General features: G+C 51.0%; 15 protein-coding genes. 8 read left to right on the forward strand and 7 right to left on the reverse strand.

Annotation, left to right across the window (positions count from 1 at the left end; all coding sequences use genetic code 11):
* Positions 1–34: 34 nt before the first annotated feature.
* Positions 35–988: a D-2-hydroxyacid dehydrogenase gene (locus AC6IB1_RS15030; protein ID WP_497567315.1), complete on the forward strand. Its 954-nt coding sequence runs from the start codon at positions 35–37 to the stop codon at positions 986–988.
* 11 nt (positions 989–999) lie between these two features.
* Here AC6IB1_RS15030 and djlA read toward each other — a convergent pair whose 3' ends face one another.
* Positions 1,000–1,827, reverse strand: coding sequence for a co-chaperone DjlA (djlA, locus tag AC6IB1_RS15035; RefSeq protein ID WP_497567316.1), 828 nt, complete (start codon positions 1,825–1,827; stop codon positions 1,000–1,002).
* Positions 1,828–1,988: 161 nt separating this feature from the next.
* Here djlA and lptD point away from each other — a divergent pair, with 161 nt between their 5' ends.
* From lptD to apaH, 6 genes are read left to right on the forward strand one after another with little or no spacing between them, the layout of a single operon-like run.
* Entirely contained in the window at positions 1,989–4,340 is a 2,352-nt protein-coding gene (lptD, locus tag AC6IB1_RS15040) for an LPS assembly protein LptD (RefSeq protein ID WP_497567317.1), read from the forward strand.
* Positions 4,341–4,378: 38 nt separating this feature from the next.
* Entirely contained in the window at positions 4,379–5,677 is a 1,299-nt protein-coding gene (gene surA, locus AC6IB1_RS15045) for a peptidylprolyl isomerase SurA (RefSeq protein WP_497567318.1), read from the forward strand.
* On the forward strand, positions 5,664–6,659 hold the full coding sequence (gene pdxA, locus AC6IB1_RS15050) for a 4-hydroxythreonine-4-phosphate dehydrogenase PdxA (RefSeq protein WP_497567319.1): 996 nt from the start codon (positions 5,664–5,666) through the stop codon (positions 6,657–6,659). Before surA ends, pdxA begins: the two co-directional genes overlap by 14 nt.
* Positions 6,656–7,462 carry a 16S rRNA (adenine(1518)-N(6)/adenine(1519)-N(6))-dimethyltransferase RsmA gene (rsmA, locus tag AC6IB1_RS15055; protein WP_497567320.1) on the forward strand — a complete coding sequence of 269 codons (807 nt, stop codon included), beginning with the start codon at positions 6,656–6,658 and terminating at the stop codon, positions 7,460–7,462. Before pdxA ends, rsmA begins: the two co-directional genes overlap by 4 nt.
* A 23-nt stretch (positions 7,463–7,485) precedes the next feature.
* The gene (gene apaG / locus AC6IB1_RS15060) at positions 7,486–7,860 is read left to right on the forward strand and encodes a Co2+/Mg2+ efflux facilitator ApaG/CorD (protein WP_497567321.1); all 375 of its coding nucleotides are present in this window, start codon (positions 7,486–7,488) and stop codon (positions 7,858–7,860) included.
* An 8-nt stretch (positions 7,861–7,868) separates the two neighbouring features.
* Entirely contained in the window at positions 7,869–8,705 is an 837-nt protein-coding gene (gene apaH, locus AC6IB1_RS15065) for a bis(5'-nucleosyl)-tetraphosphatase (symmetrical) ApaH (protein ID WP_497567322.1), read from the forward strand.
* A gap of 12 nt (positions 8,706–8,717) precedes the next feature.
* On the opposite strand, the gene folA is transcribed toward apaH, so the two are convergent.
* The 6 genes from folA to rplU form a co-directional block, all read right to left on the reverse strand.
* A complete protein-coding gene (gene folA / locus AC6IB1_RS15070) occupies positions 8,718–9,200 on the reverse strand; it encodes a type 3 dihydrofolate reductase (RefSeq protein WP_497567323.1) in 483 nt (160 codons plus the stop codon).
* 39 nt (positions 9,201–9,239) lie between these two features.
* Complete coding sequence (locus AC6IB1_RS15075) at positions 9,240–9,704, reverse strand: threonine/serine exporter family protein (protein WP_497567324.1); 465 nt, start codon at positions 9,702–9,704, stop codon at positions 9,240–9,242.
* On the reverse strand, positions 9,701–10,468 hold the full coding sequence (locus AC6IB1_RS15080; protein ID WP_497567325.1) for a threonine/serine exporter family protein: 768 nt from the start codon (positions 10,466–10,468) through the stop codon (positions 9,701–9,703). The genes AC6IB1_RS15075 and AC6IB1_RS15080 overlap by 4 nt, the downstream gene beginning before the upstream one ends.
* Before the next feature lie 131 nt (positions 10,469–10,599).
* Entirely contained in the window at positions 10,600–11,775 is a 1,176-nt protein-coding gene (cgtA, locus tag AC6IB1_RS15085; protein WP_497567326.1) for an Obg family GTPase CgtA, read from the reverse strand.
* Between the two features lie 387 nt (positions 11,776–12,162).
* Positions 12,163–12,420, reverse strand: coding sequence for a 50S ribosomal protein L27 (gene rpmA / locus AC6IB1_RS15090; protein WP_002536479.1), 258 nt, complete (start codon positions 12,418–12,420; stop codon positions 12,163–12,165).
* A 17-nt stretch (positions 12,421–12,437) separates the two neighbouring features.
* On the reverse strand, positions 12,438–12,749 hold the full coding sequence (rplU, locus tag AC6IB1_RS15095) for a 50S ribosomal protein L21 (RefSeq protein WP_005504089.1): 312 nt from the start codon (positions 12,747–12,749) through the stop codon (positions 12,438–12,440).
* A 268-nt stretch (positions 12,750–13,017) separates the two neighbouring features.
* Here rplU and ispB point away from each other — a divergent pair, with 268 nt between their 5' ends.
* Entirely contained in the window at positions 13,018–13,989 is a 972-nt protein-coding gene (gene ispB / locus AC6IB1_RS15100; protein ID WP_497567327.1) for an octaprenyl diphosphate synthase, read from the forward strand.
* The last annotated feature ends 21 nt before the right edge of the window (positions 13,990–14,010 follow it).

Raw genomic sequence — 14,010 nt, forward strand, 5'->3', positions numbered from 1 at the left:
TCCGCTTTACACTGGCGGAAAAAGGAAGTCCGCCATGGAAAAGATTGTCTTTCTGGATAGCGCTACTATCCCTGCTCATATTCGTATTCCCTCCCCTGCATTCCCCCATCAATGGGAAAGTTTTGAGGAAACTTCGCCTGATCAGGTTGTCGACAGGCTCAAAACGGCGACCATCGCCATCACCAACAAAGTGGTGCTCAGTGGCGAGATCCTCAAACAATTGCCTGCGCTGAAGCTGATTGCCGTCGCGGCAACCGGCTACAACAATATTGACCTTGAATGGTGTAAAGCTCATAACCTGCCAGTGTGCAATATCCGTGGCTATGCGACCCGCTCAGTGCCGGAACACGTTATGGCCCTCGCCTTTGCATTAAGGCGTAGCCTCAATGCCTACCACCGTGATATCGAGCTTGGCGTCTGGAAGGAGAAAAACCAGTTTTGCTTTTTCACCCATCCCATCGGCGATATCCAGGGTGCAACACTCGCCATTATTGGGTCAGGGTGTCTTGGGCAATCGGTCGAAGCGCTGGCCAAGGCCGTCGGTATGAAAGTGATCCGTGCAGAGCGCAAAGGCGCTGCGTCCATCCGTGATGGCTATGTGTCATTCGATAGTACCCTGAAGAGCGCAGATATCCTGACCCTGCACTGCCCGTTAAGTGACACGACCCGACACCTGATTGGTCAGCAAGAACTGGCTAAAATGAAACCCACGGCCATTTTAATTAACACCGGCCGCGGCGGTTTGGTGGATGAACAGGCACTGGTTGATGCGCTTAAACAAGGTGTGATAGGGGGTGCCGGGGTAGATGTGTTTACCGAGGAGCCCGCCACCATGCACAACCCTCTATTAGCCCATGCGGGGATGCCAAACCTGATCCTCACTCCCCATGTTGCCTGGGGCAGTGATTCCAGCATCCAGACACTTGCCAACCAGCTCACTGATAACCTCAATGCCTTTGTGGCAGGACACCCCCAGAATTTAATCTAAGGAGAAAAGGCTTATTTGAAGCCTTTTTCCTTTTTAATCAGATCGTAGGCAGCCTGAATTTCCTGGGCTTTCTGTTTTGCCATCTCCATCATTTCCGGCGGGAGGCCTTTGGCGGCGAGTTTGTCCGGGTGATGTTCGTTCATCAGTTTACGGTAAGCACGCTTGACCGCCTGGGCATTGGCGGTTTCATCCACCCCCAGGATTTTGTAGGCATCGGAAATATTGGGACCACTGAAACCGGGTTGCCACTGCTGTTGTCCCTGATGATGGCTGCCCTGTTGCTGATAAAACTGATAGGCGGCTTCTTGCATGGCAAGACGCTGTTCCAGTTGCTGGCGGGAAAAGCCCAGGCTGCTGGCAATGGTATACAGTACCTGCCGCTCACTGGGGTGGATAGAGCCATCGGCATAGGCCGCCTGAATTTGCACCTCCAGGAAAAACTGAAGCAGGTCAAAACGGCCACCACAATTGCGCCTGACTCCCTCTAGGGTATCTTCCAACGGGAAAGTGACATCTTTTCCTTCCCGGAAAGCATCCTGGGCCTGGCGTCTGGCCTCTCCATGCAGCCCCATGCGATCCATTAGGGTTGTTGCAAGGCGGATTTCGCTCTGTGTCACCTGACCTTTGGCTTTTGCAACATGCCCCATCACTGCAAAGGTCGCATGAAAATAAGCCTGTTGACGGGCTTGCTGGCTTTGGCCCTGGAAGCCACCGCCAAATGACACGTTTTGTCGCGCTTTGTCGAACTTATGGCCCAAAAAAAGGCCTAACAGTAAACCGAATGGACCACCCAGCAGAAAGCCGAAGAATGCCCCCAATACTTTTCCCCAAACCGCCATGATTGATTCTCTATTTGATTAATTTATCTCGTTTAAGCCAGCAAGCAGGTGCCGTGAAGCATGATTTGCATTATCATAACACCCATTTTTCAGCAAAAATTTGCCAGGACGCAGCGCAAGAGTATACCAGTGCTGTAAGACAACAACAGGATTGAGTTTTAATGTCACTGACTGCCAGAAGTTTATTATCTCTGATGATTTGCCTTGCCCTCCATGGCCAGGCCATGGCGACAGAAAGCCAAGTCACTCACGGCAGCACAGAACCGCTGACGCTCCCTAACGGGAAATGCCTTGCGCCAGAATATCGCTGTAACCCTGCCAAGGGTACGGCAGAAGATATCAACAATTTACCCATCAAAATTGAAGCTGACAGCGCTGAAGCCAAAGCCAACGAACGGGCCATTTACCGTGGCGATGTTGTGGTGACGCAAGGCAACCGTACCGTCAAGGCAGATACAGCGACACTGCGTCAACCAGAAAATATTGTCACTGCGGATGGCAACGTTTACTTCCATGACGGGGAAATTGCAGTTTCCGGAAAGTCCCTGCAGACCAATCTTGACAACGAAGACACTACCCTGACCGAAGCCTACTACAAAATGATGTGTACACCGGGTCGTGGGCAGGCAAAGCGTGTGTTTAAAAACGGCACCACCTTCTATGAATTGGAAGACGGTACTTACACCACGTGCCCTGATGATGATAAAAGCTGGCGATTCAGTGCCGGCAAGCTGGAAAAAGAACAAGGGGACATTTTCGCCAATCTGTACCACGCCCGTTTTGAGGTGTTGGACACCCCGGTGTTTTATCTTCCCTACCTGAGGGTACCGGTGGAAGATGGTCGGTTAACCGGTTTCCTGTATCCATCTGTGAGCTTGAATGATACTGACGGTTTCGAACTTGAAACGCCGTTTTACTGGAATATTCACCCCCAGGCAGACATGCTTATCACACCAAGATACATGTCTAACCGCGGTCTGTTTATGACTCTGGAACCCCGCTACCTAACCGAATATGGCAGAGGCAGTTTGGTACTGGAGTATATGGGGAGTGACCGACTTTACCCGGAGTTGGATAAAAGCTGGGGCGTTAACTGGCGTCATGCCGGTATTCAGGATCACTGGCTTTACGATATTGACTACAGCAAAGTCAGTGACTTCACGTATTTTAATCGCCATACCGATTCACGTGTGGGGAGCCGCGAAGACAATACATTATTGCAAACCGGCCAGGTCTCGTACCGCGATCTGAGCTGGGATTCCACGCTGACTGTCCGAGACTTTCAGCCATTAAGCCCAAACACGTCAGTGTATCGTCTGTTGCCACAACTGGCGATGAATTATTACCGCCCGGATACCAAGTACGGGTTGGACTTTTACATACCTGCTCAAATCAGCAAATACGCCACAGACGATAACCGCAAGCCCGATGCCCTGCGAATCAATATCGAACCCACTGTTGTCTTACCGTATAACCTGCCCTGGCTCAGTGCCACAGCAGAAGGCAAGGTGTTCTACACCTATTATGACCAGTCGAATATTGAAGGCATAACCGGAGTAAACGGTGAAAAGCTCGATGAAACCGTTTCCCGTGCAGTGCCAATGGCAAGGTTGCATGCCATGATCACACTTGAGCGTAACGGTGCATTTTTCGATACCCCTTACACCCAGACACTGGAGCCACAGGTACAATATTTGTATATCGAAGATGTCGACCAGTCGAGTATTTATAATCCGGTGAACTATTCCGGTGGTGGCTATGACACGGCACGCTTGCAAACCGACTACTATGGCCTATTTCGTGCCAACCAATACAGCAGTGTGGATTATATCAATCCAGCAAACCAGGTGACAGTCGGAGCCGCCACCCGCTTTTTTGATGACGGCTACAAAGAACGGTTTAATCTGGCATTTGGACAGATTTATTATCTGGACAGGTTTGCTGATCAGCAAGATACCTCGCTGAACTATTCCGCCTGGGCAATTGAAAGTGAGCTGAACCTGAATGACCACCTGTTTGTCCGTGGGTCGATGGAATACGACAGTAACTTCAACGATCTCCAGTTTGCCAATGCCACACTGGAATACCGTGACGGTGGCTTCTTTGCCCAGACCAGTTATCGCTATGTGGCCAAGGATTACATTGCCAGCACCGTGGGATTTAACAATCTGGATCAGATCACTGAAGATGGCATTTCACAGGCTGGTTTGGTCACCGGTTTTCCTATTGCTGACGGCGTCACTGTCCGCGGGCAATACTTCCATGACCTGACTCAGGATCTGATGCTGGAGAACCAGTTTGGAATCACCTACCACTCCGACTGCTGGGTGATTGGCTTAAGTTACAACGAGTACCTGTTGTCACGCAGCAATATCAATAACGAAGCGCGTTATGACAACAATATCAGTCTGTCATTCAGTCTGCTTGGACTTGGCGCAAACGCAGGGTTTGGCTATAGCTCAGCAAGTGGTAACGCCTTGGGTTACCGCAATCCGTTTGGCCTGAAAAACTAAGGTCTGTTGACCTTACTAATGAGATTTTGGAACAGCAAATGAAAAAATTGACGAAAGTTTTACTGGCCGCAGCAATCTCATCCAGTTCATTGTCGGTTTCTGCCTCACCGGCAGAACTGGATCGCGTGATCACTGTGGTGAATGATGGTGTGATCCTGTCAAGTGACATCGATGCACTGAAAAAAACCGTTGCCCTCAATGCTGATAAGGCCAACCTGCCGCCAAAGGACGTGCTCGACCAGCAAATACTGGATCAGTTGATCATTGAAGAACTGCAACTTCAGGAAGCCAAACGGCTCGGGATCCGGATTGATGATACACGCCTTGATCAGGCCATTGACTCGATTGCCAAGGAACGCAATATCTCAGTTAACCAGTTGCGGGAACAGCTGAAGCGCAATGGTATTTCCTGGTCTTCCTACCGTGATCAAATCCGCCGTGAAATGACCATCAGTGAAGCGCGTAATGCGCAGGTGCGCCGCCGTATCAGCATTCTTCCCCAGGAAGTGGAGGCGCTGGCCTCACAACTGAATGCCAAAAACCTAGAGAACGTGGAATACCGTCTCAGCCACATTCAGTTGCGACTGGATGAAGACGCAGAAAAAGAGGAACGCGAAGCCGTTGCTGCCACAGCCAACAGGCTGGTGAAAGAACTGAAAGGCGGCCGCGATTTTGCGGCACTGGCTCTGGCTAATTCAAAAGGCCCCAAAGCGCTGCAAGGCGGCGACTGGGGCTGGATGCGTCTGGAGGAAATGCCAACGATTTTTGCCGATCAAATCAAAAATAACGGCAAGGGTGCGATCATTGGCCCCTTCCGCAGTGGCGTGGGTTATCACATTCTGAAAATTACCGATGTAAAAGGCTTGAAATCCGTGGCAGTGACAGAGGTAAAGGCACGTCACATTTTGATCAAACCTTCCATCGTGCTCAGTGATGACGGAGCGAAACGCCAGCTCAACCAAATGATCGCCCAAATTAAAAAAGGTGAGAAATCGTTCGAGGATTTAGCGAAGCAATACAGCGCCGACCCAGGCTCTGCGGTGAAAGGCGGCGATCTTGGCTGGCAAACCTCTGAACTTTATGTGCCTGAGTTCAAAGATAAAGTCGATACCTTACCAGAAGGCGAGATCAGTGAGCCCTTCAAAACCGTTCATGGCTGGCACATTGTACAAGTGTTAGATCGCCGCCAGGCAGACCGCACTGATACGGCGATGCAAAACCGCGCGTATGGCATGCTGTTAAACCGTAAGTTCAATGAAGAAGTCCAGGCATGGCTTCAAGAACTTCGTGCAGGTGCGTATGTGGAGCAGGTAGGAAACCTAAATGAAGAGAGTTAATGTACAACGCATTGCGATCACACCAGGTGAACCTGCGGGTATCGGCCCGGACTTGGTACTCGCACTGGCCCACGATCACTGGCCCCATGAGCTGGTTATTTGTGCCAACAAAGAGATGTTGGCAGCAAGGGCGAAACAACTGGGTATTGATGTCCGTTTTCAGGATTACAATCCGCAGGCTGCCCCTCAACCCCATCAACCCGGTGTACTGGTTGTCTGTGATGAGCCGCTGGAAACCGAAGTCGTTGCAGGCCAGCTCAACGAAGCCAATGGGCACTATGTACTGAACACGTTGGCAAGAGCGGCAGAAGGTAATATGCAGGGGGAGTTTGCCGCCGTTGTCACCGGCCCTGTCCATAAAGGGGTGATCAACCGTGCAGGCGTTTCTTTCAGTGGTCACACCGAGTTTTTCCAGCACCATGCCAATGTTCCACAAGTGGTGATGATGCTGGCAACCGAAGGATTACGTGTCGCCCTGGTGACAACTCACATTCCCCTGGCCTATGTGTCCAAAGCGATCACCGAAGAAAGACTGTTCCAGGTAATTGGTATTCTTAACGATGACCTAAAGTCCAAGTTTGGTATCGCAGAACCCAAAATCTATGTTTGCGGTCTTAATCCCCATGCCGGTGAAGATGGCTGTCTGGGACGTGAAGAGATTGACATCATTGCGCCTGCACTTGAAAAACTGCGTGAGCAGGGCATCAACCTTATTGGCCCTCTGCCGGCAGATACCCTGTTTCAGGACAAATACCTGAAAGACGCTGATGCCGTGCTAGCGATGTATCACGATCAGGGGTTGCCTGTGTTAAAATTCAAAGGATTTGGAAAGTCAGTCAACATCACTCTTGGTCTGCCTTTCATCCGAACTTCAGTAGATCATGGTACCGCATTGGATTTAGCAGGTACCGGAACGGCGGATACTGGAAGCCTGCGGACAGCGCTATCCCACGCCCTCGAATTAGTAGAAAAGAAAGCATGAGCGATAAAGTCCATCTTGGTCACCGCGCCCGTAAGCGCTTTGGCCAGAACTTCCTGAACGATCCGTACATCATTGATGGCATTGTTTCTGCCATTAATCCGCAGCCAGGTGAAAACCTAGTGGAAATCGGCCCGGGTCTGGGCGCATTGACAGAGCCGGTTGCCCGTGAAGTCGATAAGCTGAGTGTGATAGAGCTTGACCGCGATCTGGCGGAGCGTCTGCGTAATCACCCTGAACTGGCAGACAAGCTGACCATCTATGAAGGCGATGCGATGAAGTTCGACTTTACGCAACTGTCGTCCGATGACAAACCGCTGCGCATTTTTGGCAACCTGCCCTATAACGTGTCAACGCCACTGATGTTCCACTTGTTCAGCTTTGCAGGCAAAGTAAAAGATATGCACTTTATGCTGCAAAAAGAAGTGGTTAACCGTCTGTCTGCTGGCCCTAACAGCAAAGCGTACGGTCGTCTGACTGTGATGGCGCAATACTACTGTAAAGTGGTACCGGTGCTGGAAGTGCCACCCTCTGCGTTCAAACCTGCCCCCAAAGTAGACTCTGCGGTAGTGCGCCTTGTTCCACACAAGGAATTGCCATACCCAACCACCAGCCTGAAGTGGCTGGAGCGTGTTTGCCGGGAAGGGTTTAACCAACGTCGTAAAACAGTACGTAACTGCTATAAATCACTGATTGATGCAGACACCATGGAATCCTTGGGCATCGACCCTTCGGCGCGGCCGGAAAGCCTGACGCTGGCCCAATTTGTCGCATTGGCAAACTGGATGGATGCTAACCACCCATAATTATTTCGGGGAACACTTCAGGGATGAGAAACAACAATTTTATGGTTCGAGTGAAGACGCATTATGTACAAGAGCAGTCTGAGCCGGATAAAAAACGTTATGTGTTTTCCTATACGATCACCATTGAAAACAATGGAGAGCGGCATGCCCAACTCCTTCGCCGGAAATGGTTGGTCACCGATGCCAATGGCAAAAAACTGGTGATTGAAGGTGAAGGGGTTGTAGGCGAACAACCGTTAATTGAGTCAGGCGACGCATACACCTACACCAGTGGTACCATACTGGAAACACCGGTGGGCGTGATGCAGGGTTACTACACCATGATTGACGTTGAAGAACAGGAGTTTGATATTGAGATCCCGCCGTTTCGTCTGGCACTTCCCAACATTCTTCATTAGGAGCACCCGTGGCGACTTACCTTGTCGGTGATATTCAAGGCTGCTTTGACGATCTGAAAATCCTGTTGGAGGAAGCCAACTTCGATCCGGTGCAGGATCATCTCTACATCGCCGGTGATCTCGTCGCAAGGGGACCTGACTCCCTGTCCGTATTACGTTTTGTAAAGTCTCTGGGCAACCATGGCCACACCGTGCTGGGCAACCACGACCTGCATCTGCTGGCAGTGTCTGAAGGTATCATGAAGCCCAAAGGCAAGGATAAAACCCTGCCCATCCTGGAAGCCGATGACCACGACGAACTTCTGAATTGGTTACGTCACCAGCCATTGCTTATTCATGTTGAACACAGCAACCGCTGTGCGCCGGGCTTTATCATGACTCACGCAGGTATCCCACCCAGCTGGGACCGGGATACCGCAATACAATGCGCACGCGAAGTAGAGGCTATGCTACAAAGCGAACGCTATGTCTGGCTGCTGGAAAATATGTATGCCAACGAACCATCGCTGTGGTCAACCAAGCTGGAAGGTATCGAAAAGTATCGCTACACCATCAATGCACTGACACGGATGCGTTTCTGTGAGCCTGACGGCCGACTGGATATGACATGCAAACTGCCGCCGGAAAAAGTGGAAGATAATGCCTTAGTCCCCTGGTTTGCGATGAAAAACCGCTATCCTATCGAAGAAACCTTGGTATTTGGTCACTGGGCAGCACTAGGCGGCGTGTTGACCAACAACCTGCTTGGCCTCGACACCGGGTGTGTCTGGGGTGGCTCTCTGACCATGGTTCGGTGGGAAGATGGGCAACGGTTTTCGCGCCCTTGCCCTATTCATGCAGCCTGAATACAGAGCGGGTTAAGCCCGCTCCAGCACCACAAACTCCATGTTGTAACAGTTTTTTTCATCCGCGGCATAAGCGGTTTTCTCGGCTTCCTGCCAGCCTTCTCCCCAATCAGGAAAACAGGTATCACCCTCGATGTCAGCATCGATAAAGGTGAGATACAGTTTATCGGCCCGGGGCAGGCAGGCAGCATAAATCGCACCACCACCAATGACCACCACTTCCTCAACCACACCGGCCAGCTCGATAGCGGCATCAATACTGGTCACGCTTTCCACCCCTTCTGCCGTCCGGCTTTCATCACGGCTGATGACGATATTACGACGGCCGGGAAGGGGACGACCAATGGATTCATAGGTTTTCCTACCCATGATCACAGGCTTGCCCAGGGTTTTTTGCTTGAACCAGGCAAAATCGGCAGGCAGGTGCCAAGGCATGGCGTTGTCTTTGCCTATTACCCGTCCTTTTGCCATCGCGGCAATCATGCTGATCTTCATCTGCTCTGTTATCCTTTATTTTTCAACAGCGGCGACATGCTACACCACCGGCTTACGGCGGTAAAACAAAAGCCCGGGCATCGCGAGCCCTATCGCCAGTGCCGCTATGATAAACAGGGATTTAATACCATTGTTCATAAAAGTCGCCCAGAGTGCATCGCTGTATCCCAGACTGTTTATCTCCACCAGGGCGATCATGGCTTTGAATGCAAACACTCCCGGCACCATGGGGATGATGGCGGCAACGGTAAACACTTTCGGATGAGCCAGCAACCGCTGTGACCAATAGACCCCAATCATGCCGACCAAGGTTGCCCCTGCCAGCGTTGCCCACTCAATCCCCACGCCATAATGCATCAATAAAAAGCGGCTGCTATGGCCAAGTGCCCCAAGTACAGCACAGTACTTTAATGCCTTTACCGGAACATTGAACACCAGACCAAAACCGATGGCAGGAATCGCAGCAAACAGCATGTCATGCAGCAGATCAAGCAACAAGCTCATAACCACCCCCACACACCGGTAAGGTTCATTGCCCCGACAATGCCAAGGCAGGTTGCAAGAGTCAGCAAGCTGGAAAACACCCAACGTGCAATACCCATGTTCACATAGCCTTTCACCATATCTGAAACCGCATTGATCAAGGGAAAACCGGGCACCAACATCAACACCGAAGAGGCCATAGCGAGATACGGTTGATTCCCCACATGATGCATAGCACCAAAGCTTGAAATCACCGTCGTAACACAGGCAGTGACACCAAAATTCAGCAATGGGTTAAAATGGCGGTGGGCAATCTCCTGCCGGACCAGCATACCGACAAAAGAAGCCAGAAAAGTCATACCAAACACTGCCCAATCTCCACCGGAAAGCCGGCTAAAACTGGCGCAAGCCAGCCCCACCATCACGGCCACCAGCCAGCGGTTATAGCGGTCTGGTGACAAGCGGGACAGTCGGGCTTTGACACCTTCACGATCCAGCAACCCTTTTTCCGTCATAATAAGAATGCGCTGGATCTCAGTGATCATCCACATATTAATGCCACGATCCGGACAACGTCTGGCCGTAGTAATACAGTGTTGATGGGTAATCGTGGTGATCACCATCGAACTGGCCGACAACGAAAGTTCCACACTGTCGAGCCCCAACGCTTCCCCGAGCCGGCAACAGATATCACTGACCAATTTACTCTCTGCCCCATGCTGCAACAACATTTGGCCAGTATGACTGACCAGCCTGGACACCTCACGCTGTGTTGATTCATCCATCCAGATTGCCCCCTCACCTCTTTATCTGCTGAAACGGACGGTTCCCCTGTTTTACGCGACCAGCCTAGGTTTTGCTTTGATTTGGACGAAAAAAACCGCCTTTCCAAAAGACGGTTTTCTGTTTATGCCGGTTATGGGCGATAGATGATTTCCACGTCGTAGTCATCTTCGTTCCAATCATCCCAGTCGTCGTCATCGTCGTCGAATTTCGACTGCTTCTTGATTTCCTGCTCGTGGTAATCGTCCCACTTGAATTCCACTTTGGCTTCTTCCGCCGCGACTTCAGGTTCAAGCTCAGGCGGCAGGGATTCGATGAATTCCATCAAATCGTAAGTCAGTTGCTGGGTATTGCCTTTATTGATGGCAGAAATCGCGTAATACGGCTCATCCCAGCCCAACGCATCAAGAACGCGGTCAATTTGTGCCTGCGCTTCTTCTTCTAACATCAGGTCAATCTTGTTAAATAGGATCCAGCGCGGCTTTTCAGCCAGCTTTTCGCTGTAGCGCTGCAATTCTTCAATGATTGTGAACGCATTGTCGACCGGATCAGAGCCATCTACCGGCATTAGGTCAATCATGTGCAGCAGGACACGGCAACGCTCAAGGTGTTTCAGGAAGCGAATGCCAAGACCAGCCCCTTCTGCCGCCCCTTCAATCAAGCCAGGGATGTCAGCCACGACAAAGCTCTTGTTATCGGCGACACGCACCACGCCAAGGCTCGGTACCAGAGTGGTAAACGGATAATCCGCGACTTTCGGTTTCGCAGCCGATACCGCACGGATAAAGGTCGATTTACCGGCGTTTGGCAAACCAAGCATGCCAACATCTGCTAACAGAAGCAGCTCAAGGCGCAAGTGACGAAGCTCGCCCTTGGTGCCCATCGACTTCTGGCGCGGGGCGCGGTTTACTGATGATTTGAAACGGGTATTACCCAGACCGTGCCAGCCGCCTTTCGCTACCATCACTTTCATGCCGTGATGAGTCAGGTCAGCAATGGTTTCGCCAGTATCTTCGTCAATCGCACGGGTACCGACAGGGACATTCAGAACCAGATCATCACCGCGTTTACCGGTACAGTTACCACCGCGGCCATTTTCGCCACGCCCTGCCGCATGGAAGCGCTCAAAGCGATAATCAATCAGGGTATTCAGGTTTTCATCGGCCAGCAGATAGACGTCGCCACCGTCGCCACCGTCACCACCGTCAGGACCCCCTTTTGGCACGTATTTTTCACGACGGAAGCTAACGGTACCGTTACCACCATCACCGGCTTCTACGCGGATCACCGCTTCATCTACAAATTTCATTTTTCTTCTCCATACCCTGCACAACCCACCTGACAGGAGGTATTACGTGATTTTGGGTTAACATTGGCGATTGAGCAGCACCCTGATGGAGCACATCTGGCTGATGATCCTCTCTCCCCAACAAAAGATCTTAGGATCAAAAACCGTGTTGCGTTCAGTCTTGCCACTTATCGTATGTCTGCAGATACCGCCGTGATACCTGTGACATCTAGGTGACGAGAGTCCTTTCAAGCCGCACATGCTTGTGCTGCACGCGAAATTCGCTGCTGAGCCGCCTGAGCTTTAGATTGCTGTTGTATAGTTAAATCGCTTCATCCAAAAGCCACTTAACTATGCAACAAAAAGCCCCGCCGTAAGGCAGGGCTTCAAAATCAGTATCGAGTGCTATTATTCAGCTTCGATGCTAACGAATTTACGGTTTTTAGGACCTTTAACTTCGAATTTCACTTTGCCGTCAGACAGAGCGAACAGAGTGTGGTCTTTACCGCAACCTACGTTAGTGCCAGCGTGGAATTTGGTACCACGTTGACGAACGATGATGTTACCTGCCAGAACAGATTCACCGCCGAAGCGCTTAACACCAAGACGTTTACTTTCTGAGTCACGGCCGTTACGAGTCGAACCGCCAGCTTTTTTGTGTGCCATTTATCTCTTCTCCTAAATTAAGCGCTGATGCCAGTGATTTTGACTTCAGTGAACCACTGACGGTGGCCCATTTGCTTACGAGAATGCTTACGACGACGGAACTTAACGATTTTCACTTTGTCGCCACGACCGTGAGTAACTACTTCAGCAGTTACTTTTCCGCCTGCTACGAACGGTGCACCAACAGTGATTTCTTCGCCGTTAGCAACCAGCAGAACAGAATCAAACTCAACAGTTGAGCCAGTTTCAACGTCTAGCTTTTCCAAGCGAATAGTTTGGCCTTCGCTTACACGGTGTTGTTTACCACCACTTTGGAAAACTGCGTACATGGTTTTCTCCGCATTTCCGCACAGCCTACTGCGTATAAAAAGTGTGCAGCGAGGGGTGCGCATTTAATTCATCAATAGGGCGCGAATTCTACGGTAAGATTCGCTTGCTGGCAAGGGGGGTGTGAAAGAAAATTGGCGAAAACCTGTTCACCGTATTTAACCGCTTATTTTGCCAACATTGATACTGTGTCGAGCAAGGAATTTTAGTGTACTATCATCGCAAAAACGAGAGCAGCAACCTGCAATCTTCCTTGGACCGGACGCATCAATGGATTTTAACACCATCCAAGCACTGACTGCCGATGACATGGCAAAAGTGGACCAAAAAATACTCGCACAACTGAACTCTGATGTCGCGTTGATTAACCAATTGGGTTTTTACATCGTCAGTGGTGGCGGAAAACGCCTTCGCCCAATGCTTGCTGTGCTTTCAGGGCGCGCATTGGGCTATCAGGGTGACGGACACATCACCGCTGCGGCTTTTATCGAATTTATTCACACCGCGACCCTGCTTCATGACGACGTGGTTGATGAATCCGATCTCCGCCGTGGTAAAGCGACCGCCAACGCTATGTTTGGCAACGCCGCCAGTGTGTTGGTGGGAGATTACATCTACACCCGGTCTTTCCAGATGATGACCGAGCTTCGATCGTTGAGGATCCTCGATCTGATGAGCAAGGCCACCAATGTGATCGCCGAAGGTGAAGTGTTGCAGCTGATGAACTGTAACGATCCCAACACCACCGAAGAAAGTTACATGCAGGTGATCTACTCCAAAACAGCCCGCCTGTTTGAAGCCGCCACGCAGATCGGCGCGATCCTCGCCGGAGCAAGTGAAGAAATAGAAACAGCGATGCAGGATTATGGCCGTTATCTTGGTACGGCCTTCCAGCTTATCGACGATGTAATGGACTACACGTCACAAGGTGATGAGATGGGGAAAAATACCGGTGACGATCTGGCCGAAGGCAAGCCGACCCTGCCATTACTTCATGCCATGGCAAACGGCACCCCAGAGCAGGCGGCGATGATCCGTGAAGCGATCGAGCAAGGCAATGGCCTGGATAAGCTAGCGCAGATACTTGCCTGCATGGAGGCGTGTGGGTCTCTTGAATACACCCGCCAGCGGGCCGAAGATGAGGCGGATAAAGCCATTAACGCTCTCGCCCCGATCCCAGAGTCAGAATACAAAGACGCACTCAAGGCACTGGCCCATATCGCGGTACGTCGTAAAAAGTAGTATTTGGCGGCTACAAGGACA

The sequence above is a fragment of the Grimontia sp. THUN1695 genome (assembly GCF_059704325.2).